Here is a 24,769-nt window from a genome sequence, read left to right on the forward strand (position 1 = left end):
GCAGGCGCGTGTCGACCATCTGATTGGGAACGACGCTAACATTTGTTGCTGGGTTGCGTCGCTTAAATATTAAACGCCATGTGGCTGGTTATGGCCAAACTGCGACGACCAGTGCGGCGACAAATTGCAAACCAATGGCATTGTGCGCCGCGCTGCGGATTATCAATCATGGAATCCTGAAAACCTACCTCTTGTTGAAGCTTTCGGCCGGCGCGTCGCTCGGCGCCTTGATCAGGGCCTTGAGCTGTTCGCTCATGGGGAAGTTCATGTTGGCGTTCTTCGGCGGAATCGGCGCGAGGAACCAGCGCGTGTAGAGCTTGTCCAGCTCGCCGCTTTTCATCAGGCCGATCACTGCCGCATCGACCAGCTTCTTGAATTCGGGATCATCCTTGCGCAGCATGATCGCGATCGGCTCGATGTTGAGCACCTCGCCGACGATGGCGTAATCGGCCGGCGACTTGGAGCTGACGATGAGGCCGGCGAGCAGGTTGTCGTCCATGACGAAGGCCACGGCGCGGTCGGTCTCCAGCATCAGGAAGGCGTCGGCGTGGTCCTTGCCATAGACCTCCTTGAAGTCGATGTTCTTGCCTTTCTCATGGGCGCGCATCAGTTGCACGCTGGTGGTGCCGGTGGTGGTCGCCACCGGCTTGCCGCCGAGCTGGCCGAGACCGGTGATGCCCGAAGATTTTTTCACCGCCATGCGCACGTTGGTGACGAAGGTGGTCGGCGCGAAGGCCACTTGTTTCTGCCGCGCCTCGTTGTTGGTGGTCGAACCGCATTCGAGGTCGACGGTGCCGTTGCCGACCAGCGGGATGCGGTTCTGCGAAGTCACCGCCTGGTGCTGCAGCTTGAGCGCCGGCAGCTTGAGCCGGGCCTTGACCGCATCGACGATGCGGTTGCAGACGTCGATGTGATAACCGACCGGCTGCTGCTTGTCGTCGAGGTAGGACAGCGGGTAGGAGGATTCGCGGATGCCCAGCGTGATGCTGCCGTTGTCCTTGACCTTCTTCAGCGTGCCTGCGTCCTGCGACAGGGCCGGTGCGGCGACGGCGGCGAGGATGAGTGAAACGAATACTGCGGTGCGAGAGTTCATGGCGTTCTCCTTGGGTCAGGCTTCGATCAGGTGTTGTTGCTGTTGCAAGGCCCACATCTGGGCATATAAACCGTCGCGTGCGAGCAGCGCGCGGTGGCTGCCGCGTTCGACGATGCGCCCGGCATCGAGCACCAGGATCTCGTCGGCGTTCATCACTGTAGACAAGCGGTGGGCAATGATCAAGGTGGTGCGGCCGACGGCGACTTGTTCGAGTTCGGCCTGGATGGCTTTTTCGGTCTTCGAATCGAGCGCCGAGGTGGCCTCGTCGAAGATCAGGATCGGCGGGTTCTTCAGCAGCGCCCGCGCGATCGCCACGCGCTGCTTCTCGCCGCCGGAAAGCTTGAGGCCGCGTTCGCCGACGCGCGTCTGGTAGCCTTCGGGCAGGCGCTCGATGAACTCGTGGATGTGCGCCGCCTGGGCCGCAGCGATGACTTCCTGGCGCGGCGCCGCGGGCCGGCCGTACTGGATGTTGTAGAAAATCGTGTCGTTGAACAGCACCGTGTCCTGCGGCACGATGCCGATCGCGGCGCGCACCGAGGACTGCTGCAGCGCGCGCAGGTCGGAACCGTTGATCCTGACCGAGCCGGCCGTGGTGTCGTAGAAGCGGAACAGCAGCCGCGCCAGGGTGGACTTGCCCGAGCCGCTGTGGCCGACCACGGCCACCGTCCTGCCAGCGCCAACTTTGAAATTCACGTCGAACAGGATCTGCCGATTCGACTCGTAGGCGAAGCCGACATTGACGAATTCGATTTCGCAGGGGCCGCTTTCAGCATTGGGGAACAGCGGCCGCGCATCGGGCGCATCCTGGATTTCGCGGTTCTTGCCGAGCAGGCCGAACATGCGCTCGATGTCGGTCAGCGACTGGCGGATCTCGCGGTAGAGCACGCCGAGGTGGTTGAGCGGCATGTAGAGCTGGATCAGGAAGGCATTCACCAGCACGATGTCGCCCACCGTCATCTGGCCGGCGGCCACACCCACAGCGGCGCGCCACATCATCACCGTCACGCCGGCGGCGATGAGCAGCGACTGGCCCAGGTTGAGCCAGGACAGCGAAATCTGGCTGCGGATCTGCGCCTTCTCCCATTTCTGCATCTGCTCGTCGTAGCGGTCGTGCTCCCAGCGCTCGTTGTTGAAATACTTGACCGTCTCGAAGTTGATCAGGCTATCCACGGCGCGCACGTTGGCCGCCGAATCGAGTTCGTTCACCTCGCGCCGCAGCACCGTGCGCCAGTTGGTGACGACTATCGTGAAGCTCACGTAGAGCGTCAGCGTGACCAGCGTGATCAGCGTGAAATCCTTGTCGTAGCGCGCGGCGAGGATGCCCAGCACCAGCGCGATCTCGACCAGCGTGGGCAGGATCGAATACAGCGTGTAGCTGATCAGCGAGCCGATCGAGCGCGTGCCGCGCTCGATGTCGCGCGTGAGGCCCCCGGTCTGGCGGTCGAGGTGAAAGCGCAGCGACAGCGAATGCAGGTGCTCGAACACCTGCAGCGTGATCGTGCGCACGGCGCGCTGGGTGACGCGGGCGAAGAAGATCTCGCGCAGCTCGGTGAACAGCACGGTCGAAAAGCGCAGCGCGCCGTAGGTCGCCAGGAGGCCCAGCGGCACCAGCAGCACGGCCTGCTCCAGCTTGCTGGCGCCGGGCAGGGTGAAGGTGTCGATGATGTCCTTGAACACCAGCGGCACCGCGACGTTGGTCAGCTTGGCCAGCAGCAGGCAGACCAGCGCGAAGACCACGCGACCCTTCCATGCCCAGAGATAGGGCAGCAGGGTCTTGATCGTGTGCCAGTCGTGGCGGGTCTCGGGAATCGGGCCCGGCAGGGCCATGGTGGGGGGGGTGCGGCGCATCATGCTTTAGATTCTAACAACATGGCGCGGCGCGCCCGGCCTGGCGTGCCGGCCATAGCGCCGCGATGCTCGTCGAGCCGCGGCGCCAGACCCGCCGCTCAGGTCGACAGCTTGCGCCCCAGCCTGTCCTCGACGGCCGCCACCTTGGCCTTGATGCGCCCGCCCGGCCCGGCGCGATAGTCGATCTTGATCTGGGTGCTGATGCGGTCGCAGTCGATGCGCATCGCCTCGAAGCAGGCCGTGACCACCGCCATGACCTCGGCCCACTCGCCTTCGATGATGGTGCCCATCGGCGTCAACTGGTAGGGCAGGCCGCTCTTGTCGATGATGTCGAGCGAGCGCGCGACATAGGGGCTCAGGCTCTCGCCCCTGGCGAAGGGCGACATCGAAAATTCAAGCAGCACCATGGTCATCCTCCTGGGCCCGGCCCGGCAGCGCGTCGATGGCCAGCACCGTGAAGTCGTCGCCGCCGTGCCCTTCGGCGATCAGCCGGTCCATGCGGTCGGCCACGCAGGGCAGCACCGCCAACGGCCGGCCGCCGGCCGTCGCCAGCATCAAGCCCACGTCCTTGCGCGCCATGGCCAGCTCGAAGCTCGGCGCGAACCTGCCCCGGGCCATGTTGGCGCCGCGCGTCGCGACGATCGTATTCAGGTCCAGCAGGCCGAACAGGCGAATCGCCGCCTCGCCATCGACATCGCTGGCCTGGGCCAGGGTCAGCACGTCGGCCGTGGCCGCCGACAGGCTGATGATCAAGGCGTTGCCGAGGAGCTTGTTCACGGCCGCCAGATCGCTGCGCTCGCCCTGGTACTCGAGGCGCCCGGTCATCCTCGCCAGCTCGTCCCTGACCGATTCGAAGACCGCCTGCGGCCCCGCGGCCAGCATCGAGCCCTGCACGTTGCGCGCCGCGGCCGGGGTCATGAACACGGGACAGTGCAGGTAGCTGAGCCCGTCCGCCGCGAGCCGCTGCGCCCTTTCGGCGGTAAGCGGCGGCAGTGTCGTGCTGTGGTCGATCAGCACCGCGTCGGCCGCCAGCCCGGCGCGCGCCGCGGCAATCACCTCATCCACCACCGCGTCGTCCTTGAGCACCAGATGCACCCGCGCGGCATCGCGCACCGCATCGGCCGGCGTGGCCGCCAAGCGGATGCCGAACTGGGCCAGCGCGCGCGCCTTGTCCGGCGAGCGGTTCCAGACCGTGACCGTATCCCCCCGCTTCGCCGCGGCTTCCGCGAAAGCCGCGCCGAGCAGACCCGTACCGAGAAATGCAATATTTGCCATGGTTGTATTCCTGAAGGGTTGAGCAAGCTGGTTAACGCCGAGGCCCGCCGATCGACGGGCTTGCGTTGTTGAATGATCTTAACCCGGAGGCGACTGGTCGGCTCATGCCGTTGGCGAAGCGGTTACTGCTGCAATGCTGAGGGCGGGGCTCGGCCGAAGTGAGGGTTCATATCGTAACGCTGGAAGCAAGCCGAACATATTCAGAAACGCTGCTAATTTGGGTTACACGATAATTGGCACACCGATGTTGGCGGCTACTTGTTGATCAATTGGCGTGTAAAGGTCCACATCTATCTTCGGCGTACGGATGGAGACGATGAGGCTATAGCGGGCTGGCAGATCGTATCGTTCTTGCGCCGGACGAGTGCGCCACCAGCCGTTCGACGGGTAGACGGCCACAAACCCGCGACTGGCAAGGTCTGCCGCGCTGCCGCGCCAAACGTCCTGATGCAGCGAACCACGATGCCGATTGTAATCGCCGAGAACCCAGTTCGAATCGGTCGGTACGGTGACACGACCTGTCTCCTCCCGCAAGGCCGCCGCGTTGATACGCGCTTGAAAGTCTTCCACCGATTCGAGCGGCCTTCGGACAGCGAAGCGCAGGCGATGCGAAGGGTAGTGATATTTGGATGAACTGCCGCGAGCAGACGGATTCGGTTCTACGAAGTAGGACAAAGTAACCCGCATCTCGACCTGAATGTCCTGCAAGGCCTCCAACTGGTCCTTGGGCCACGGCAGCGAGTGCAGGTTCATGTCTCGTGACTTAACGACGCTGCCGTCCTTCTTATAGGGATGGACCTGATCTTCCACGATCAGCGACAGCGAATTTCCTGCACTCCACAGGGCACGCTCCAAGCTCGGGACGCCCCAACCGCAGTGGCGAATGAGTGCGGAGTATTCCTGCTTGGTGCGTTGCGCACCACGCGGCGGATACATCTGCAGCATGGCCTCTGTCCACTCGGCCGAGTTGACGATCAGAGCACGAACCGTCTCCGGGCGCAGCACTGGGTAGGCCGCCATGATCTGAGCCGCCATACGCGAGCAGAGGGCGGATGCAGCGCTTGTGGCATTGGTAGTCCAGAACAAGCGGGACAGCGGGCGATTGTTCGTCGTGAGGAGTTCAAGGCTGGCAAAGTTGTCGATATTCACGCCATCCGTGCCGGCGTTGCCCCCCTCGAACACGACATCAGGCTTCAGAGGCCAGGCACGTTCACTCCACATGGACGAACTTGAAGTGAATGGGCTTAGCGCACCGCTCGGCGCGACAGGATCGAAATGTGTGGCACCACGCTCGGAAATATTCGTTTTCTCGGTGAACGCACCGACGGTCAGCGCGTTCCAGGACTGACCTGGATCATGAACCTGATTCAGAGACAGACTGTCCGGATACTGCGCCCAGTGAGCCCTGTCGTTGGTGTTCCCTGCCGAGAGTACGAAGAGACGAGGAAAGGCGCCTTCGCCAAGATCATCGGACGCCAGAGAATCAACTGTCGACGACCATGCCGATGGCCGCCCAAAGTCTCGGTAGTCTGATGCCGTCACTGCAGACGAGAAAACCCGCTTTCTCTGACCAAAATAGGTTTCGGGAAGTGTGACGCCATCCAGGAAGAGGCGAGCATGGTGCTTGTCGTCGCCGACGTTTGCGCCTTGGTTTGGCGTGAGCTTGACGGACTCAATTCGATGCGAAATGGCGATTGGACCGTTAGACGCTAGGGCTGCATGTAGGTCACCGTAGCCGGCCAGACCAGCCAAGCCGGTACCGTGATTTGCCGTGTCGTTCGTTCCCCAAGCGGCGTTCACGGTGTGCAGATCGGAAGGCGCGATCAGCGGGTCGAGCAGAGGGTGACCACGGTTGACGCCCGAGTCCAGCAGACAGACACGAGGAACTTCATCGCCATCTCCAGGGGCCTGTAGCCTTGCTACCAGATCGGCACTCCATTGCTGTTGTTCGACACCGCCCAAGCCGACGAAGAACTCCGCAGTGTCTTTCGCGCGGCGAAGTTCGGCCACGCAGTTGAGGGCCATTACGGACTGGGAAAGCTGCCACTGTGACCCGTACATGACCACCACTGAGCGCTCGGGAAAGTCGACCACTGCGTCGCTTACCTGGCACTGCGACATCGCAGCCAGCCGTCGAAAATCTTCAACCGCCGACGAGTCAGCATCCCTGCTGCGACGGAGCCATATCTCCCACCAGAACGCCTCTTCGGGATTGGCGGGCAGCAACTCGGGCGAATCGGTCCAAAGTCCTTGGATGGCAGCGGCCCGAATGCTGCCAATTGTGTTTAGCAGGGTCTTGTTGTCTCGCGGTTTGCCATTGCGATCGGTCTTCGACTCAAGGTATTCCGAGACCAGGCGCTCAAAGTGTTGAAGCTGACCATCAGGCACGAAGACGTTCGCCAACACTGCTTTGTTGTCGCGTTCCTGAATACTGAGCAGTTCGATGCCTTTGCTCTTGCCCTCTGACGCCAAACGCTCGAATGCCAAGTCGGCGTCAGGTCTGGACAGGAACTGGATTTGGAGGCCAAGCCCGGCTTCAAGGCCTATCTCTTCCTGGCGCTGCTTAGCGGCTTCGGCTAAGGGGAGCAAGGCATGCAATTGGCCGCGAAGGGCTGCGCCATGTTGTTCTCGATCCAACTGCGGAAGTATCGGTTTCGCCCCACCTTTTGGCGAGTGCGCTGTGAACGGCCTCGCCTCAGACGTGTTCTGGAGTACGAAGTGCGGTCGCTTATCGGGTGTTTGATCCGACATTCTTTGACGCGTGCATGCTGTTCTTTGCGAGCTTCGCACTGATGAGGCGGCGCTCCCCTAACGCACGCCCTAGTTCGGCTCGTTGCACTTTGGTCTGATCATGCATGATCGCGTCCTTGATGGATGCGTCGACCGCGCGACAAATCTCAGCGTAGCTCAAGCCCTCGGTCTGCTCCACCAAGCCATCTTTCTTGAAAGGCTTGGGCGCAAAGCAGCCTAGGCGGGAACGAATCAGTTCCATCGCTTGAGCGGGAGTTGGCAAGTGGTACTCCACTACGTCATCAAATCGCCTAAACAACGCGTAGTCGAGAACTTCTGGGTGGTTGGTTGCCGCGATAATCAGGCTGTTCGACTGATCATGCTCGATCATCTGCAGGAAGCTGTTCAGAACACGGCGAATCTCGCCTACGTCATTGGCAAGCCCACGCTGTGAACCGATGGCGTCGAACTCATCGAAGAAATAGACGCCACGGATATCGGTTATCGCATCAAAGACCAATCGCAGTTTTGAGGCGGTCTCGCCCATAAACTTGGTGATCAGTGAATCGAGCCGGACCAAAAACAGTGGGACACCAAGCTCACCTGCCACGGCAGCAGCGGTCATGGTTTTGCCCGAGCCCGGAGGTCCGACGAGGAGCAGCTTGCGACGCGGAGAGAGCCCGTGCTCCTTGATCCGAGCAAGTTGCCGCTGTTCTTTGATGACCCGCTGCAGTTGGTTGGACGCCACTTCGTCCAAGACCATGTCCCCGAGGCGATTCGCAGGATGAGAGACCGTAAGTAAGTTAGCCAGTTCGCCGCGTGGCTTGGCTGCGCTGCCTATCGCGACGAGCTTGCCGGTTGCGTCCTGCCCAATGCGGTTCTTGGCCGCATCGATCATCTTGCGCAGTTCCTCTGCCACCCTCCCGTGACCAAGCTTGGCCTCATGCGCGGCAACCTGCATAGCGATAGACAAAAAATGTCCGTCATCGCGACTGATGTGCGACTTAATGAGAGCCTTGAGTTGCTCGGAGCTAGCCACTATGCAAATTAATCCTGATTTCTAAAACTTGAGGTATCAAGTCCAACTTATAACTCTATTGTGGATGAAGTAAGGCGCAGATTCCATTACTTTGATTAGTCAAATTGCGATCTCAATGGATTGGTGAATTATGGGTCCCTTCTTTTCGTGCATGTGATATTCCGTTAAGACCAATAAGCGAGCCTCCTGAATTCCCTGCTTTGCGACGTCATCCTCACCGTAGCGCCAGCGCCAACTCTTGGCCGCGAGATACCCGTTCCTGCAGGCACTCGGCGGCCCCGCGGCCGACCTGTCAGCCAAATTTATCCCCGCCCGCCGCCCTTGCGCTGTCTATACTTGCCGCCATGATCACCGTCCACCATCTCGAAACCTCGCGTTCGCAGCGCGTGCTGTGGCTGCTCGAAGAACTCGGCCTGCCTTACGAGATCAAGCTCTACCGGCGCCACCCGGTGACGCGGCTGGCGCCGCCGGAGTTGCGCGCGGTGCATCCGCTGGGCAAGTCGCCGGTGATCACTGACGGCGAACTGACGATTGCCGAGTCGGGCGCGATCCTCGAATACCTGGTCGAGCGCTATGGCGACCAGGGCCGCGGCGACGTGGCCCATCTGCAGCCGGCCGCCGGGACGCCGGAGTACCGGCAGTGCCGCTTCTGGATGCATTACGCCGAGGGCTCGCTGATGAACTGGCTGGTGATGAAGCTGGTGTTCCTCAGCATCCCGAAGCAGCCGATGCCGTTTTTCGTGCGGCCCATTGCCCGCCAACTGTGCAAGAAGGTCCTGGCGAAGCTGGTCGATCCGAACGTAGCCACGGCGATGAAATTCATCGAGGAGCATCTGGCGACGCATGCGTGGTTTGCCGGCGAGCAGATCACGGTGGCGGATTTCCAGATGAGTTTTGCCGTCGAGGCCGCTCTGTCGCGCGCCGGCAACGGGCGCTTGCCGCACCTGCAGGCCTACAAGGCCCGGATGGAAGCCCGGCCCGCGTATCAGCGCGCGATCGCCAAGGGCGGTCCGGTCGTCATGGCGGCCTGATCCGCCGCCAATCCCGCCGGCAGCTTTTTGCCGGCTCCCGTTTCGTTTCATTCAAAGGTCATTGCATGCACCCTATCCACGATGTGGACGTACTCCTCCTGATGGCGACGGCGCTCGCGGCGAAGCGGCGGCCGGCGGAGCTGGTGGAAATCATGGCCGCGGCGCACCTGATCCACGGCTCGATCCCGCTCGACGTGGACCTCGCCGCGGCATTTCTGCGCCTGTCCAGCCAGGGCCTGCTGGCCGAGGAGGCGGGCCGCTACGGGCTGACGCCGGACGCAGCGGCTTTCATGGCCGGCGTGCGCCACAAGCGCAAGGCCGAGCCCGAGGAACGCCTGCTCGCGATCAAGGCGGCGCTGGCCGACTACACGCCGAAGGGCGGCGGCGCGGCCATCGCGCTGGCGACGGAACAGATCGGCGCCGCGATCCAGGCGCACCGGGCTTTCCTCAAAAGCCCGGGCCGCAACATGCTGGTGCCGAAGCCGAAGCCCGCGCTGGACAAGGCCAAGCGCCCCGGCCAGTGGCGCAAGCTCGACGGCGGGCGCCGCGCCAAGCATTAGTCGGCAATGGTGGATGGCGGACTGAAGTCCGCCCTACAGTCCGCCCTACAGTCGGCCCTACATGCTCTCGGGAATTGCGGCGGTCGCGGCCGACCACAGCGGGCGGCCGGTCGCGTCGAGGTGGCAGAGGTAGGCGCGCAGGTCGAATTCGAGCTGGTGGTAGTCGGGTTCCATGTGCCGGCACAACTGGTAAAAAGCCTTGTCGTGTTCGCCCTGGCGCAGGTGGGCCAGCTCATGCACCACGATCATGCGCAGCAATGCGAGCGGCATGTCGCGGAACACCGCGGCGATGCGGATTTCGCGCTTGGCCTTGAGCTTCTGGCCCTGCACGCGCGAGATGCGGGTGTGCGTGCCGAGCGCGTTGCGGATCACATGCAGCTTGCTGTCGTAAGCGACCTTGCTCAATTGCCCGGCGTTGCGCAGATATTCGTCCTTGATCGCCTGCACATAGCCGTGCAGTGCGCTGTCGCTGCGCACCGTGTGCGGCAGCGGATACTTGCGCAGCAGCCGCGCGGCCAGCAGATCCTGTTCGATCAGGGTCCGCACTTGCCCGGCCAGTTCGGCGGGATAGCCGGCAAGGTAGTCCGGCGCGGGTTTCGGGCGCATGGGGTTGAAGGCTAAACAGGGTGGCGCGATTGTACCGGCCGCGATGGTCAGCATGGGCGGCAGCGGCCGCCCGGGAATTGACATTTGCAGCGTCATTGCGCAGACTGAAACAACTGTTTGAAACCCTTGTTCGTCAAAGGCATGGCCGCCCATGGAACCCGATACCCGCTCCCGCATTCTCGACGCCGCCGAAAAGCTGCTGGTGCAGCATGGCCTCGATGCGACCACGCTGCGCATGATCACGACCGAGGCGCAGGCCAACCTGGCCGCGGTGAATTATCACTTCGGTTCCAAGGAGGCGCTGATCGAGGCAGTGTTCCGCCGCCGCCTGACCTGGCTCAACGAGCAGCGCATCGCCGCGCTGGATGCCTTCGAGGCCGAGGCCGGGGGCGCGCCGCTGAAGCCGCGGCAGATCGTCGAGGCGTTCTTCGGCGTGGCGATCCGCATGGCCGCCGACAAGGGCGGCGGCCAGAGCTTCATGCGCCTGCTCGGGCGCACCTACACCGAGCCGTCGGATTTCGTGCGCAGCTTTCTCGCCGCGGAATACGCCGAGGTCATCGCGCGCTTCAAGGCGGCCTTCTTCAAGGCGCTGCCCGACGTGCCGCAGGAGGAATTCCTGTGGCGCTTCCATTTCATGATGGGCGCGCTGTCCTACGCGATTTCCGGCGCCGATGCGCTGCGCCTGCTGGGGCCGATCGACGAGCCCGACCCCGACGCGCTCTACGCGCGGCTGATGAGCTTCCTGATCGGCGGCCTGCGCGCGCCGCTGCCGACGCTGGCGCCGGCGAGCCAGGCCAAGGCCGCGAAGAAGCCGCGCGGCAAGCGAGCGGCGTGACCAAGGGCATGCCGATCCGCCTGGAATACCGTGCCAAGCCGTCGGTGTTCGGCTTCATGGCCAATGTCTGGCGCCCCTCGCCGGGCTTTGCCGGCGACGGCCGGCTGCCCGACATCCAGGCGCGCTGGAGCGGCCACCGCTCTTCGCCGCGGGAACTCGAGGATTTCTTCAAGCTCTCCGGCATGCCGCCGGGCGAGGGCCTGTCGATTCTCTATCCGCACACGGTCAGCTTTCCCATGCTGATGGCAGTGCTCAGCCATCCGGCATTTCCGCTGCCGATCTGGAAGGTACTGCAGGTGCGCAACCGCCTGATCCAGCACCAGCCGATCGCGCCCGACGCGGTGCTGGATTTCAGCGTGCGCACGGGCGAACGGCGGGTGCTCGAAAAGGGCGTCGAGATGGATCTGCTGGTCGCGGCGCAAAGCGGCGGCCGCACCGTGTGGGAGGCCGTGGATACCTTCTATGCGCGCGGGCGCTACGGCGCCTCGACGCAGGGCGAGGCGGCCGCCAGCCCGGTCGTGGCGGGGAGGGCGGCGGCCGAGTGGCGCATGCCGCAGCATGGGCGCTGGCGCTACGGCCTGCTCTCGGGCGATTTGAATCCGCTGCACATGAGCAGCATGTATGCGCGCCGCTTCGGCTACGCGGGCGCCTTCGCCCATCCGCAGCGGGCCATCGGCCAGTGCCTCGGCCATCTCGGCGCCGCGCACCATGCGCCGATGCAGCTCGACACCTGGATCAAGGGCCCGGTCTTCTACGGCGCCCGCGTCGCCCTGCGCAGCGAGCCGCGCGCGGCCGAGCAGCTCTTTGCGCTGCACGTCGATGGCGATGCGCGGCCGGCCATCGTCGGACGCTTCGTCATTCCGCACGGGAACAAGGATTTTTCAACATGAGCACCTTCAAGCACTGGCGCCTCGAGCGCGAAGCCGACGGGGTGGCCTGGGCCATTCTCGATACCGCGGATTCCTTGACCAACACGCTGGGCGCCGCAGTCATGACCGAACTGGGCCTGCTGCTCGACGAGTGCGAGCGGCAGCCGCCCAGGGGCCTGATCTTCAAGTCGGCCAAGGCAGCCGGCTTCATCGCCGGCGCCAACATCGAGGAATTCGTTGAGTCGGATACGCCGGAAAAGGCGCGCGCGCTGATCCGGCGCGGCTGGGATACCTACAACCGGCTCGCGGCCGCCGGCTACCCGACGCTGGCGCTGGTGCGCGGCCATTGCATGGGCGGCGGCACCGAGCTGGCGCTGGCCTGCCGCTACCGGATCGCGGTCGACGAACCGGGCACCAGGTTCGCGCTGCCCGAAGTCATGCTCGGCATCATCCCCGGCTGGGGCGGCATGCTGCGCCTGCCGCAACTGGTCGGCCCGGCGGCGGCGCTGGACATGATGCTGACCGGCAAGAACATCCCGGCCTCCCGCGCGAAAGAAATCGGCCTGGCCGACGAGTGCGTGCCGCCGCAGGTCATGGACAATGCCGCGCGCATGCTGCTGCTGTCGGGCCGGCCGCCGCGCCGCTTGCCCTTCATGCAGCGCCTGCTGAACGGGCCGCTGAAAAGCTTTGTCGCCCGCGGCGCCAGGAAGCAGGTGGCAAAGCGCGCGCGGCCGGAGCACTACCCGGCGCCTTACGCGATCATCGACCAGTGGCAGAACTACGGCGGCAACACGCTGGCGGTGCCGGCCGGGCGGCCGACCTCGCTCGATGCGCTGGTGAGCCACCCGACCACGCGCAACCTGATCCGCGTTTTCTTCCTGCAGGACCGGCTCAAGGGTTTCGGCAAGGAGGCGGCCGGTTTTTCGCCGCGTCACGTCCACGTGGTCGGCGCCGGCGTCATGGGCGGCGACATCGCGGCCTGGTGCGTGCTGCGCGGCATGACGGTGACGCTGCAGGATCAATCGAAGGAGCAGGTCGCGGCGGCCATCGGCCGCGCCGTGACTTTCCTCGAAAAGAGACTGCGCGACGGCAAGCTCGCCCGCTCCGCGCTCGACCGCCTGATCGGCGACCCGGACGGCGACGACCTGCGCCAGGCCGATGTCATCATCGAGGCGATCTTCGAGGATCTGGCGGCCAAGCAGGCACTGTTCGCCGAGATCGAGGCGCGCGCCCGGCCCGACGCGCTGATCGCCTCCAACACTTCCTCGCTGAAGCTGGCCGACATCGCGGCGGCCTTGAGTGATCCCGCGCGCCTGGTCGGCATCCACTTTTTCAACCCGGTAATGAAGATGCCGCTGGTCGAGGTCGTCGCCGGCGAGCGCACCGCGCCCGAGGTGGCGCAGCGCGCGGCGGCCTTCGTGCGCAGGATAGACAAGCTGCCGCTGCCGCTGCGGGACGCGCCGGGCTTCCTGGTCAATGCCGTGCTGGCGCCCTATATGCACGAGGCGATGCGCTGCGTCGACGAGGGCATCGCGCCCGAAACCGTCGATGCGGCCATGGTCGACTTCGGCATGCCGATGGGGCCGATCGAGCTGGCCGATACCGTGGGCCTCGACGTCGTCGTCGCGGCCGGCCGGCAACTGGTCGGCGCGGCCGATGCGCCGAAAAAGCTGGTCGAGCTGGTGAGCGCCGGGCAACTGGGCAGGAAGTCGGGACGCGGCTTCTACACCTGGGCCGCGGGCAGGCCGCAAAGAGTTGGCGCTGGTGCGCTTTGCGTACCTGGAATTCCGCTTCGCGGGCAGGTAACGGCGAATCCGGCGCTGGCGCAGCGCCTGCTGCAGCCCCTGCTGGACGCGACGCAGCGCCTGGTGCGCGAAGGCATCGTCGCCGACGCCGACCTGGCCGACGCCGGCGTGATCTTCGGCACCGGCTTCGCGCCGTATACCGGCGGGCCGATGAATTATCTGGACAAAGATGTCGCGTAGCGAGAGGGTCCGCCCGCAAATAAGCACATCGAGATGCCGAAGGTTTGGCGAGCTATTTGGCGAGATCGGCGAGGCGGTCGCGCAGGTTTTCAGGCGCGAAGAAAACATAAGCGTTTCCCTGCTTGGCAATTTCCAGCAGTCCCAGGTCGTGCAAGTCCAACAGGTCATTGCGCGCCGTCTGGTAAACAACATTGTGGGACCGCCGATGCGCATCGACTCGATAGCCTTCCCCGGTGTTGCGCAAAGCGTGTGTCAGGAGGGCAACTTGCCGATGGTTGAACCGGGTCCGCAGTTTTGGCGAAGCGGATAGCAGTCGCTCGGTTTCCTTTTGTTCGCGCACCTTTCTGTCCATGTATTCATGGAGCGCTACGATTGCCCGCCTGATCGTGTTGAGTTGGTGCAGCAGAAAGTAGGTCGTATCGTTATTGTCCGTTTCGGTGTGGAGGTAGGACCGCATGTACCTGACCGGAGCGCGGCGCAGAATGTGGCTGATCGACGTGTATTCCATCAGCCAGTAGCCGCTGCGGGCCATCGACCAATAGAACAGCGCGCGCGCAGTGCGACCGTTTCCATCCTCGAATGGATGGTCGTAGCCGATCATGAAGTGCAGCAGAATGGCCCGTAATACAGGGTGCACGAAAAGCAGCGAGGTTTCGTCGGAATTGGCGAACGCGCAAAGCCTTTCCAGACGAGCGGGAAGCTCGGTGTACGTGGGCGGATCGTGCAACACGGTGTTGTCTCGGCTGTCGATAACCTTGATCGCATCGGCTTGCCGGTAGCGGCCAACATCTTCGGGATTGTCCAGGGTGTCTTCGGTGAGGATGCGGTGCAATTCCAGGATACGACCGGGGGTCAGCGGCTCTTTCTTCAGCGCCCGCAAATGCTCCATCGCCCGATAATTGTTGAAGATCATCGTTTCGCTGTGATCGCGCGGTTTTCTGCCGGTGCGAAGCATGGCAGCGGCAACCTGGCGCGTCGTGGAGGCCCCTTCGAGCTGGCTGGATGTGATCGCCTCTTCAATGAGCGAACTCATCAGGTAGCGATTGGGGTCTTCGCGGATGGAGTCTCCGGCGGCGGTATGAATTTGTCCTGCGGCATCCCGGTCAATATGGTGCAGATCAATCAGAACCGGGCTGGGGGTCGCAAAGCGGAACGGGAGTCCGCGTTTGTCCAGGAGTGGCAGGTTTTGCAGTAGTGGAGTGCGGGCCAGCATGACTGCGGTCCACCACTCTTCGCGTGATAGTCCCTGGGGCGGGTCTCTATACCGCAACTCGTCCCAATGGAGATATCTCCCTTTCGGTAGCGGCGTGCTGTGTTGAACGATCAATGACAATCTATCGGCAGGCAAGCGCTGGAAAAACTGCTCAAGTCCAGGGGCTGTATCAGGTATCCGCATGGGTATACTAATTGATGACAAGATTAGTAGAAATTAGTATAGCTACTGCTGAAAAATTGTCTACTAATGCTTCCATGAATTAGTAAAGTTTGGTAGCTCAATACAGCTTGGATAGAGCACTAATGTCTACTAATCTTGTTATAAGTTAGTAGAAATTATGTTGTGGCGAGCGCTATCCGCGGATGTTGCTGCCGCGCCTCTCATTGACTGGCGGCGGGGTGTCGGTGGGTAACGCGGGAATTCCGCGCGCGTTACGAATTCATAATCCGCGCGGACAATCACGGCATTACCTCCGGCAACCAGGCAGGGTGGCCGTTTCGCGCCGACCTGGCGACCCGGCGAATCCGCTCTTACCCGACGCCGGCGTGATCTTCGGCACCGGCTTCGCGCCGTATACTGGCGGTCCGATGAACTATCTGACTTCCGGAGAACACTGATGCCTCACGAGGGCGTACTGATACCGGGCCGCGAGCCCGTGCTGCGCGTGATGCCGATGCCGGCCGACATGAACGGCAACGGCGACATCTTCGGCGGCTGGGTCATGGCGCAATGCGACGTCGCCGCCGCGATTCCGGCGATGCGCCGCGCGCGTGGCCGCATCGCCACGGTGGCGGTCAATTCCTTCCTGTTCAAGCAGCCGATCTCGGTCGGCGACATCGTCAGCTTCTACGCCGAGATAGTTCGCGTCGGCCGGACTTCGATCACCGTCGATGTCCAGGTCTATGCCGAGCGCAACCCGAGCAATCCGGTGGTGGTCAAGGTGACCGAGGCGCAATTCACCTACGTCGCCATCGACGACAACGGCGGCAAGCGCGCCGTGCCGGCGGCATAGCGGCCTGAGCCGGCGCGGATCGCCGCTGCGGAGTAGCCGAATGGGATTTGCCGCTCGCTCCATCGAGGCGCTTGCGCGCGTCAGGTACTGGGTGCAAAGCCCGGTGCGCGCCGTGCTGTTGCTGGGCACCCTTGCCATCGGCATGGTGCTGATATCGACCGAGATCTACCTGGTCGGCCTGCGCGACAGCGAACTCAGGCATGCCGCCGAGGAAGCCGGCAGCATGAGCCGGGTCATCGGCGACCAGACCGCGCGCGCGCTGCAAGGCGTGCACCTGGTCATCGGCAGCGTGGTCGACCGGGTCAGCCAGCTGGAGCAGCGCCGCATCCCGCTCGACGACGAACTGATCCACATCACGCTGAGGTCGCGCATCGAGGGCATGCCGCATATCGGCGCCCTGTTCGTGGTCGATGAGCACGGCACGGTGGTCAATGCCTCCGCCGAGTTTCCGATCCCGCAGGTGCGGGTGGCCGACCGCGACTATTTCCAGTTCCACCGCAACAAACCGGGAGGCGAGGTGTTCATCGGCCCGCCGCTGGTGAACCGGATGGGTGGCAAATGGACGGTGCACATGAGCCACCGCGTCAATCGGCCCGACGGCGCCTTTGCCGGCGTCGTGGTCGCGGCGCTGAATCTCGATTACTTCGAGCAGCTGCATAACCTGAAACTCGAATACATAAGTCCGATTGCGCTGTACCTGAGCGACGGCCGCCTGCTGACGCGGACGCCGCGCAACGAAGCCATGATCGGGCGCGCTTTCGAGCTGCCGCCGCACCTCGCGGATGCGGGTGGAACGCCGCCGGTCGTGCGCTTCGGCGGGGATGCGCCGGGTGTGGCGATCTATCGCGACATCGCGGGATTTCCGCTGACTCTGGCGGTTTCTGCGCTGGATGCCGCCGCGCTCACCGCCTGGCGCGAGAACGCGGTCACGCTGCGGCTCGGCGCCGGCGCCATGGCGGCCTTCATCGCCCTGATCACGCTGCTGCTGGTGCGCGAACTGAAGCGGGAGCAGGCTCTCGCCGAGAATCTGGCACAGACCGGCGAGACACTGCAGGCGATGATCGATACGGCGCTGGATGCGATCGTCTCGGTCGACATGACGCAGCGCATCGTGCTGTTCAACCCGGCCGCGGAAAAGATGTTCGCCTGCAGCGCGGCCGATGCCATCGGTGCGCCGCTGTCGCGCTTTCTGCCCGAACGCTACCGCGCGACGCATGAAAGGCATATCGCCGGGTTTCGCGAAAGTAGCGCCACGGCGCGGGCGATGGGCAACGAAGTGGTCGGCCTGCGTGCCAACGGCGAGGAATTTCCGGTCGAAACCAGCCTGTCGCAGGTGACCGTCGCCGGACAGACGCTGTTCACCGCCGTGCTGCGCGATATCTCCGAACGGCAACGCGCCGAACTGGCCCTGACCGCCACCAATGCCGAGCTGCGCCGCCTCTCCGAATCGCTGATCATGGTCCGCGAATCGGAACGCAACCGCATCGCACGCGAGCTGCACGACGAACTGGGCCAGCAGTTGATGCGCCTGCGCCTCGACCTGTCGTCGCTGGCCGGGCCGCTGCAGAAGTCGCATCCCGAACTGGAAAAGCGGGTCAAGGTGATGAAGGATTTGCTGGCCGACACCGTCGCCTCGGTACGCCGCATCACCACCGAGCTGCGCCCGCCCCTGCTCGACGACCTCGGTCTGGTCGCCGCCGCCGAATGGCTGACCAACGATTTTTCGCAGCGCAGCGGCGTCGGTATCGATGTCGATATCGATGCCGACGCCGACGCCTGCGAAGCCGGCATGGCGACGGCGGTGTATCGCATCCTGCAGGAGGCGCTGACCAACGTCGCCCGTCACGCCGCCGCCAGTCGCGTCACAGTCAGCCTGAAGCTGGAGCACGATGCCCTGCACCTGACGATCGAAGACGACGGCCGTGGCTTGCATTCGTCATCGGGGGCGATCTTTTGCGCCGGCAACGGCCTGGTCGGCATGCGCGAGCGCGTGCTGATGTTCAGCGGCCGGCTGAACATCGGTGAATCGGCCGCGGGCGGCGTGGCGATCGAGGTGAGCCTGCCGCTCAGGCACCGCGACGCCGAACCGCTGCCCGATGCCGCAGCCGCAGGCGCCGAGCCGATTCAGGAGCAGAGCACATGACCCGCGTTTTTCTGGCCGACGACCACTCCATCATCCGCGACGGCCTGAAGCAGATCCTGGCCGACACCGACGACCTGGTGGTCAGCGGCGAGGCCGCCAACGGCAACGAACTGCTGGCGCGCCTGCAGACCGTGGAGTGCGACATCCTGGTGCTGGACATCTCGATGCCGGGCAAGAACGGCCTGGAATTGATCAAGCTGGTGCACCGCGATTATCCCCACCTGCCGATCCTGATACTCAGCATGCATCACGAGGATCAATATGCCATGCGCGCATTCCGCGCCGGCGCCGCCGGCTACATCACCAAGGAAAACGATGCGGATCTGCTGGTGGCGGCGATCCGCAAGGTCGCGGCGGGCGGCGTCCAGATCAGCGCCCATGTCGCCGAACTGATGGCGCGCCGAATCGGCGCGCACAGCGAGGCGCTGCCGCACACCCTGCTTTCCAACCGCGAATACCAGGTGTTCGAAATGCTGGTCGCGGGATTGGGCCCGAGCGAGATCGGCGCCGCGCTGTCGCTCAGCGTCAAGACCGTGAGCACGCACAAGGCCCGCATCCTGCAGAAGATGGGCCTGGCGAGCACGCCGGATCTGGTGCGCTATGCCATCGCCCACGAGCTGACCAATTTGCCGGGCTAGCACGGACGGCGGCGCGCAGCCCGCGCGCGGTAGGACTATTCCTACAGAAACTTTAAGCGCTAGCCGATATGGTGCAGTGCCGAAAAAGTTCAAAATCCCCTGCAATGTCAATGTCAACGCCGAAGCCCTGCTCGCCACGCCAAAGTGGCGCGACGAGACGAGCCGAAGCTGCGCAATTCAACTTGAAGGGGATCCGGATCATGAAACGCCACCTTGCCGTTCTTGCCTGCAGCCTTGCTGTTGCGGTTCCCGCCTATGCCGCCGACGAGGCTGACGCGATGGCCTTGCTGGAGGACAGCAAGTGCTTCAAATGCCACAGCGTGGACAAGAAGAAAGACGGCCCGGCCTACAAGGAAGTCGCCGCCAAGTACAAGGGCAAGCCGGAGGCCGAAGCCAAGCTGACCAAGCACGTGACGCAGCCGAGCAAGGTCAAGATCGACGGCGTGGAGGAAGACCACGGCGCGGTGAAGATCCGCAGCGAGGCGAGGATCAAGAACCTGGTGCAATGGATACTCTCGCGCTGAACGGCGCCGAGGGACATCATGAAGATCGCCTGGCTGACCCGTTTCTGGGTCACATTGCGCACTCCCTGCGTCAAGTACTCCCTGCTCACGGTGGGCAGCAGTTTCTTCGTTGCCGGCATCATTTTCTGGGGCGGTTTCAATACCGCCATGGAAGCCACCAACACCCTTGAGTTCTGCACCGGCTGTCACGAGATGCGCGACACGGTGTACCAGGAATACAAGAAGACCATCCATTACTCAAACCGCACCGGTGTGCGCGCGATCTGTTCCGACTGCCATGTGCCGAAGGACTGGGTGCACAAGATGGCGCGCAAGATCCAGGCTTCCGGCGAAGTCTGGGGCAAGCTCACCGGCGTCATCGACACACCCGAGAAATTCGAGGCCAAGCGCTACCAGCTGGCCAGCCGGGCGTGGGCGCGCATGGTGACCACCGATTCGATCGAGTGCCGCAATTGCCACCACATCGATTCGATGGCTGCCGACAAGCAGACCGAGAAGGCGCAGCGGCGCCACGCCAAGGGAAAGGCCGAAGGCAAGACCTGCATCGAATGCCACTTCGGCATCGCCCACAAGGAGCCGGTCGGCGCCGACGGCCCCACGGAACTGAAGGCGAAACTGGCGGCCGGCAAATGATCCGGCATATTGAAAATGCATCACGCCCCGATTGCGCTTGTCGCGCGGCAGGGGGCACGCGGTTTTGATCGATTTGAACTTAAACAGAAGGAGTAAGCCATGAGACGTCTTGCCGTGTTGTTGGCGGTTATCCTCGGAGGCGCCCTGCATGCCGGCGCCTGGGCCGCAATGCCCCCGGCGGCGAAGGCCGCACCGATCAAAGGTGACCAGTGCGTTGAATGTCACAAGACCGAGGCGAAGACTTCGCACGCCTTCCACGGCGAATGCAACAGTTGCCACGTCAATGCGGGAGACCACGCCAAGGCCCATGAAGCACGCGAAAAGGCCAAGGGCAGCGCCAAGCCGCCGAAGGTAATCGCCACCAAGCCCGAATCGAAGGAATGCCTGGCTTGCCACGAGAGCGACAAGCGCCGCATGCACTTCTCCATTGCCGAGCACAACAAGGCCGGCGTCCAGTGCCGCGACTGCCACGGCAATCACACGCCGAAGGTCAAGACGCTCAACGCCGGCATGGAAAAGGGCGGCAAGACCACCGCGCTGTGCGCTACCTGCCACCAGGACGTACTGGCCAAGTTCAGCATGACCTCGCATCACCCGGTCAAGGAAGGCGGCGCCACCTGCACCGGCTGCCATGATCCGCATGCCTCGAAGCAGGCCGCCCTGGGCGCCGCCACGGCGCAATGCACCTCCTGTCACCAGGCGGTCCGCGGGCCTCACGTATTCGAGCATGCACCGGTGGTCGAAGGCTGCACCAACTGCCACGATCCACACGGCGCGCCGAACCGCAGGCTGCTTTCAGTTGCGCAACCGATGCAGTGCCTGCAATGTCATGCGATTGCAGGCAACCGCCACGCTTTGGGCGGTGCCAACAACGACAACGTCTCGCGTGTTTCCGGGGCCGTATTGCGCGACTGTGTGAGCTGCCACAGCGCGGTGCACGGCAGTTCAACCGACCAGCATCTGAGATTCTGAGAACTTAAAGGAAGACATCATGAATGCGAAAACACAGATCAAAGTCATGGCGCTGGCCGTGGCGAGCGCGTTCGGCGCGCCCTTGTACGCGGCCGAGGGAACCGTCTTTAGCGGCGAAGCTACGCCCAAGCTCTACGTCTTCGATTACTACAAGGGAGCCGGCACCAACGGCACGCAGTTCCTCGAACGCTACAACTACCAGCAGGGCATGGGTGGCGACCAGCGCAACGGCGGCTACCTCGATCTCGACCTGAGCTTCGTCGGCAAGAGCGCCGAGCGCAATGTATTCGAGCTCGAGCGCCAGGGCTTCGGTGCCCACAACCATCGCGGCACGGTCAAGGCCAATACGAATACCCTGGGCTTTTCCGGCTATTACACGAATTTCCGCACATCGACCGGGGGCGTGAGCTTCCTGTACACCCCTGGTCAGATTCCAAGCGGTGGCGTGGATACAGCCTATGCGGCCGGCAGTCAGACCGGATTTGTCCGGCAGTTCAACAGCGACTCACCGGGCCAGACCCAGTTCAAGATCGATCGCACGACCTACGGCCTGGGCCTCGCATTGAAGCCGACACTGTTCGAAAACTCGCTGGCGGCGGCCGTCAATTACGACGGCTACAAGCGCGACGGCAATCGCTTTGCTACCTATGTGCTGGGCAACGGCGACTTGACTGGCGCCAACGCCGCCAAGCGGCCCTTGCGCTGGCGCGGCTATGACAGGCCCGTCGACGAACGGATGAATCGCTACACCTTGAGCCTGAACGGCGCGCCGGGGGGGTTCAATCTGGCGTATGAGGGTTCCATCGAGAAGTTCGACAACAAGGCAAAGAATTTCCGCCTCGGCGACTTCAATGCCGCGATCAATGCCCAGGACGCCACGGTGTCCATCACTGCGCCAACGCGGCCCAACCAATTCGTACCGGACAGCACGCTGATATCCAACAACCTGCGATTCGCCAAGAACTACGGCAGCACATCGGTGGCGGCGGGCTACGGCCTGTCGGTGCTGAGCCAGGATTCATTCTCCGCAGAGCAGGAAGTCGTCGGCTACAACACCGGGAAGATCACGACCAATAGCGCCTATCTCAACGTGACTTCGAGCGCAGTGAGCGGTATCGGCATCGAGGGCTTCATCAAGTACAACAACCGCAAGAACAATTCCAGCTTTCCCGTCGTGGGCCTGATCAATCCGGCGGCTACCGAAGGCCTCGATGTGCGCATCAACCGGATCAAGGCATTGACCTACGGCCTGGCCGGCACCTTCCGCCCGGGTGCGCTGAAGTCGACCCTTACCGTCGGCTGGAAACACGAGGACAAAGACCGCGATCTGACCTGGAGCCAGTGGGGCGGCGGGGTGGTCTCGATCAATCCGGCGCAGACGCTCTACCGCGAGTCGACACAGTCGGACGAGTTGTACGCCAACTGGATCGCGCGTCCGATGCCGGGAATGATGCTCCGCGTGACGCCCGCCTACGTCTGGGCCAAGGACACGGGGCTGGTGGTCGAACCCGAGAAGGCCTTCAGCCTCAAGACCAAGTTGAGCTATGCGGCGGCGAACGGCATGCTGGTCAGCGGTTATTTCAACCACAAGGAAGCCAAGAATGCCAATAATGCCTTCACCAGCAGCGCTGCTGGTGGCGCACTGGGCGCATCGGTCGGGCAGGATACCAAGAAGACCCAGCAGGCCGCAGGTGTGTCGCTCAACCTACCGGTCAGCGAATGGATCAATACTTCGGCCAGCCTGTCGTGGATGCAGGACGATTTTGCGAGCTATTTCATCCGCAACGGTTCGCGCCGTTACGATGCACCGACTGCCGCAATAAACTTCCTGGCGATCGATCGCTCGAACTACAACATCGACACCTACGTCTTCACCCTGGGTGGCGACTGGCAGGTGAGTGACGAGCTGCGCTGGAACGGCGGTTACACCTGGTCGAAATCGAAGGGAAATACGGCCAGCGGCTATGTCTTCGATCAGTTGGCGGCAGGCAATTCGATCGACGGCACCATCAGCAGCGCGGTGCACAGCCTGAACCTGGGCGTCGATTACCAGCTCAAGAAGAACGTCAAGCTCAAGGCATCCTACGTCTATGACTACAACAAGGACGACTCTTACTCAGCCCTGACTGGCGGCTATCACACGCTGATGATGGGTGTCGGTTTCGGCTTCTGAGCCCGCAAGGGGAAACCGGGCATCCCGGTTTCCCCGATTTGAATGCAATAGTTGGCGCTGGCGACACGGCGAACACGGGTTGGGTTCGCCGGTCATGTCACCGCACCGTCGCTGCAGTCCATGCAGCTCAGTCCAGCCCGCAAGTAAATGGCGTTCGGCCCCGGCTTTCCGACCACCAGTCTGCAGCGAGATGTCAGATAGCGGGGCTCTCGAAGGGAAACGGAAAATGAAACGGGTAGCCTTGGCCGCATTGGCGGCAGTCATGACAGGCCTCGCCGCGGCACCGGCGGTTGCCGCGGCGGCGGCGGACGCCGCGTCGATCGTGCGCGGTGGCCGGCTCTACGACAACTGGAGCCGCGAGTCGAAGGAGCGCCTGCCGAATCACCCGAATCCGGTATTCAAGACCAAGCAGGTGCGCGTGGCGGCGGCCGATACCTGGCGCTGCAGCGAATGCCACGGCTGGGACTACAAGGGCAGGCATGGCGTTGCCGACATCCGCGGCCGGCGCAACGCCGACCCCGCGGCGATCGTCGCCGTGCTCAAGGACGCCAATCACGATTACGCTGAACTGCTGCACGAAAGCGACCGGCAGGATCTGGCCAACTTTGTCGCCTACGGCCAGGTCGATATGCAAGCCCTGGTCGAGGCGGCGAAACGGGCAAAGCCTTCTGCCGCGACCACCGGCAAGTTCTTCGCCACGGCCTGCGCCGCCTGCCATGGCCTCGACGGCGGCAGCCTGCGCGAGATACCGCCACTCGGCGACGGCGCGCGGCAGCGCCCCCACGAAGTCCTGCATGTGATCCTCAACGGCCATCCCGGCGGCAGGATGCCGGCCCTGCGCACCCTGGGCGAGGAAGCAGCGGCCAGGATGCTGGCTTATCTGCAAACCCTGCCCAACGCGAATCTGGTCGCCTCGATCGTCAATGGCGGCCGCCTCTATGACGACTGGCAAATCCATTCGGGAGGCCCGGGCCAGGCCTTGCCGCATCCCGCTTATCCGCCGAAGGCCTACTATGCCAATTCGCCGGCCATGACCTGGCGCTGCAAGGAATGCCACGGCTGGGATTACAAGGGCAGCCAGGGCGAATACGCCAGCGGCATCCATGCGACGGGCATCAAGGGCATCCGCGCCATGGCAGGCATCGACCCCGATCAGATCGCCACCGTCCTGCGCAACGGCACGCATCTTTACGGCGCCGTGCTGAAATACCGCGACCTGCTCGATCTGGCGAATTTCGTCAGCCAGGGACAGACCGACATGGACACCACGATCGATCCCCGCACCCGTCTTTCGCGTGGCGATGCCGGCCGCGGTGCGGCGCACTACCGGGCCATCTGCGCCGGCTGCCACGGCCTCGAAGGCCACTTCACGGCCAAGCGCACCCTCAGCCGCGAAGCCCGCGCGAACCCGTGGGAGAGCCTGCACAAGATGCTCAACGGCCACCCCGACGAAGCGATGCCCGCCCTGCGCGAACTCGACCGCAAGGTGATCGCGGACATCCTGGCCCACATCCAGGGATTGCCGGACAAGCACTAGTACGCAGACATGTTGAAACCGATGGATGTAGGAGCGAGCTTGCTCGCGAC

The 24,769-nt window shown here is 63.4% G+C and carries 21 protein-coding genes; 13 read left to right on the plus strand and 8 right to left on the minus strand.

Translation table 11 applies throughout. The features are described from left to right. Positions 1–184: 184 nt before the first annotated feature. The 6 genes from RMO95_RS04770 to RMO95_RS04795 all read right to left on the minus strand — a co-directional run bounded on the left by RMO95_RS04770 (position 185) and on the right by RMO95_RS04795 (position 7,985). The gene (locus RMO95_RS04770) at positions 185–1,093 is read right to left on the minus strand and encodes a transporter substrate-binding domain-containing protein (RefSeq protein WP_310449447.1); all 909 of its coding nucleotides are present in this window, start codon (positions 1,091–1,093) and stop codon (positions 185–187) included. 15 nt (positions 1,094–1,108) lie between these two features. Continuing rightward, on the minus strand, positions 1,109–2,941 hold the full coding sequence (locus RMO95_RS04775) for an ABC transporter ATP-binding protein/permease (protein WP_310449470.1): 1,833 nt from the start codon (positions 2,939–2,941) through the stop codon (positions 1,109–1,111). A gap of 98 nt (positions 2,942–3,039) precedes the next feature. Beyond that, on the minus strand, positions 3,040–3,348 hold the full coding sequence (locus RMO95_RS04780) for an MTH1187 family thiamine-binding protein (RefSeq protein WP_310449448.1): 309 nt from the start codon (positions 3,346–3,348) through the stop codon (positions 3,040–3,042). Then, on the minus strand, positions 3,335–4,216 hold the full coding sequence (locus RMO95_RS04785) for an NAD(P)-dependent oxidoreductase (RefSeq protein ID WP_310449449.1): 882 nt from the start codon (positions 4,214–4,216) through the stop codon (positions 3,335–3,337). Before RMO95_RS04785 ends, RMO95_RS04780 begins: the two co-directional genes overlap by 14 nt. 222 nt (positions 4,217–4,438) lie before the next feature. Then, on the minus strand, positions 4,439–6,814 hold the full coding sequence (locus RMO95_RS04790) for a S8 family peptidase (RefSeq protein ID WP_310449450.1): 2,376 nt from the start codon (positions 6,812–6,814) through the stop codon (positions 4,439–4,441). A 130-nt stretch (positions 6,815–6,944) separates the two neighbouring features. Then, positions 6,945–7,985: an AAA family ATPase gene (locus tag RMO95_RS04795; RefSeq protein ID WP_310449451.1), complete on the minus strand. Its 1,041-nt coding sequence runs from the start codon at positions 7,983–7,985 to the stop codon at positions 6,945–6,947. A 344-nt stretch (positions 7,986–8,329) separates the two neighbouring features. Here RMO95_RS04795 and RMO95_RS04800 point away from each other — a divergent pair, with 344 nt between their 5' ends. Beyond that, complete coding sequence (locus RMO95_RS04800; protein ID WP_310449452.1) at positions 8,330–9,016, plus strand: glutathione S-transferase; 687 nt, start codon at positions 8,330–8,332, stop codon at positions 9,014–9,016. Between the two features lie 65 nt (positions 9,017–9,081). Next, entirely contained in the window at positions 9,082–9,576 is a 495-nt protein-coding gene (locus RMO95_RS04805; RefSeq protein WP_310449453.1) for a hypothetical protein, read from the plus strand. A gap of 57 nt (positions 9,577–9,633) precedes the next feature. Here the strand turns inward: RMO95_RS04805 and RMO95_RS04810 are convergent, their stop codons facing one another. Further along, positions 9,634–10,182, minus strand: coding sequence for a M48 family metallopeptidase (locus RMO95_RS04810; protein ID WP_310449454.1), 549 nt, complete (start codon positions 10,180–10,182; stop codon positions 9,634–9,636). Between the two features lie 151 nt (positions 10,183–10,333). Here RMO95_RS04810 and RMO95_RS04815 point away from each other — a divergent pair, with 151 nt between their 5' ends. From RMO95_RS04815 to RMO95_RS04825, 3 genes are read left to right on the plus strand one after another with little or no spacing between them, the layout of a single operon-like run. Beyond that, positions 10,334–11,017, plus strand: a complete 684-nt coding sequence (locus tag RMO95_RS04815; RefSeq protein ID WP_310449455.1) for a TetR/AcrR family transcriptional regulator — start codon at positions 10,334–10,336, stop codon at positions 11,015–11,017. Next, positions 11,014–11,907 carry a hypothetical protein gene (locus RMO95_RS04820; RefSeq protein WP_310449456.1) on the plus strand — a complete coding sequence of 298 codons (894 nt, stop codon included), beginning with the start codon at positions 11,014–11,016 and terminating at the stop codon, positions 11,905–11,907. Before RMO95_RS04815 ends, RMO95_RS04820 begins: the two co-directional genes overlap by 4 nt. Next, entirely contained in the window at positions 11,904–13,871 is a 1,968-nt protein-coding gene (locus tag RMO95_RS04825; protein ID WP_310449457.1) for a 3-hydroxyacyl-CoA dehydrogenase NAD-binding domain-containing protein, read from the plus strand. Before RMO95_RS04820 ends, RMO95_RS04825 begins: the two co-directional genes overlap by 4 nt. Positions 13,872–13,923: 52 nt before the next feature. On the opposite strand, the gene RMO95_RS04830 is transcribed toward RMO95_RS04825, so the two are convergent. Further along, on the minus strand, positions 13,924–15,084 hold the full coding sequence (locus RMO95_RS04830) for a Fic family protein (RefSeq protein ID WP_310449458.1): 1,161 nt from the start codon (positions 15,082–15,084) through the stop codon (positions 13,924–13,926). Between the two features lie 619 nt (positions 15,085–15,703). Between RMO95_RS04830 and RMO95_RS04835 the strand changes: the two genes are divergently transcribed. From RMO95_RS04835 to RMO95_RS04870, 8 genes are all read left to right on the plus strand, one after another. Continuing rightward, positions 15,704–16,099, plus strand: a complete 396-nt coding sequence (locus tag RMO95_RS04835) for an acyl-CoA thioesterase (protein WP_310449459.1) — start codon at positions 15,704–15,706, stop codon at positions 16,097–16,099. A gap of 40 nt (positions 16,100–16,139) precedes the next feature. Continuing rightward, positions 16,140–18,242 carry a PAS domain S-box protein gene (locus tag RMO95_RS04840; RefSeq protein WP_310449460.1) on the plus strand — a complete coding sequence of 701 codons (2,103 nt, stop codon included), beginning with the start codon at positions 16,140–16,142 and terminating at the stop codon, positions 18,240–18,242. After that, entirely contained in the window at positions 18,239–18,880 is a 642-nt protein-coding gene (locus tag RMO95_RS04845) for a response regulator transcription factor (protein WP_310449461.1), read from the plus strand. Before RMO95_RS04840 ends, RMO95_RS04845 begins: the two co-directional genes overlap by 4 nt. 200 nt (positions 18,881–19,080) lie before the next feature. Next, positions 19,081–19,404, plus strand: a complete 324-nt coding sequence (locus tag RMO95_RS04850; protein WP_310449462.1) for a c-type cytochrome — start codon at positions 19,081–19,083, stop codon at positions 19,402–19,404. A gap of 18 nt (positions 19,405–19,422) precedes the next feature. Beyond that, positions 19,423–20,037, plus strand: coding sequence for a NapC/NirT family cytochrome c (locus RMO95_RS04855; RefSeq protein ID WP_310449463.1), 615 nt, complete (start codon positions 19,423–19,425; stop codon positions 20,035–20,037). 99 nt (positions 20,038–20,136) lie between these two features. After that, entirely contained in the window at positions 20,137–21,009 is an 873-nt protein-coding gene (locus tag RMO95_RS04860) for a cytochrome c3 family protein (RefSeq protein WP_310449464.1), read from the plus strand. 19 nt (positions 21,010–21,028) lie between these two features. Continuing rightward, the gene (locus RMO95_RS04865) at positions 21,029–23,182 is read left to right on the plus strand and encodes an MtrB/PioB family outer membrane beta-barrel protein (protein ID WP_310449465.1); all 2,154 of its coding nucleotides are present in this window, start codon (positions 21,029–21,031) and stop codon (positions 23,180–23,182) included. Positions 23,183–23,408: 226 nt separating this feature from the next. Then, on the plus strand, positions 23,409–24,719 hold the full coding sequence (locus tag RMO95_RS04870) for a c-type cytochrome (RefSeq protein ID WP_310449466.1): 1,311 nt from the start codon (positions 23,409–23,411) through the stop codon (positions 24,717–24,719). Positions 24,720–24,769 lie beyond the last annotated feature (50 nt).

The sequence above is a fragment of the Sulfuritalea sp. genome (assembly GCF_031426875.1).
Taxonomy (GTDB): domain Bacteria; phylum Pseudomonadota; class Gammaproteobacteria; order Burkholderiales; family Rhodocyclaceae; genus Sulfuritalea.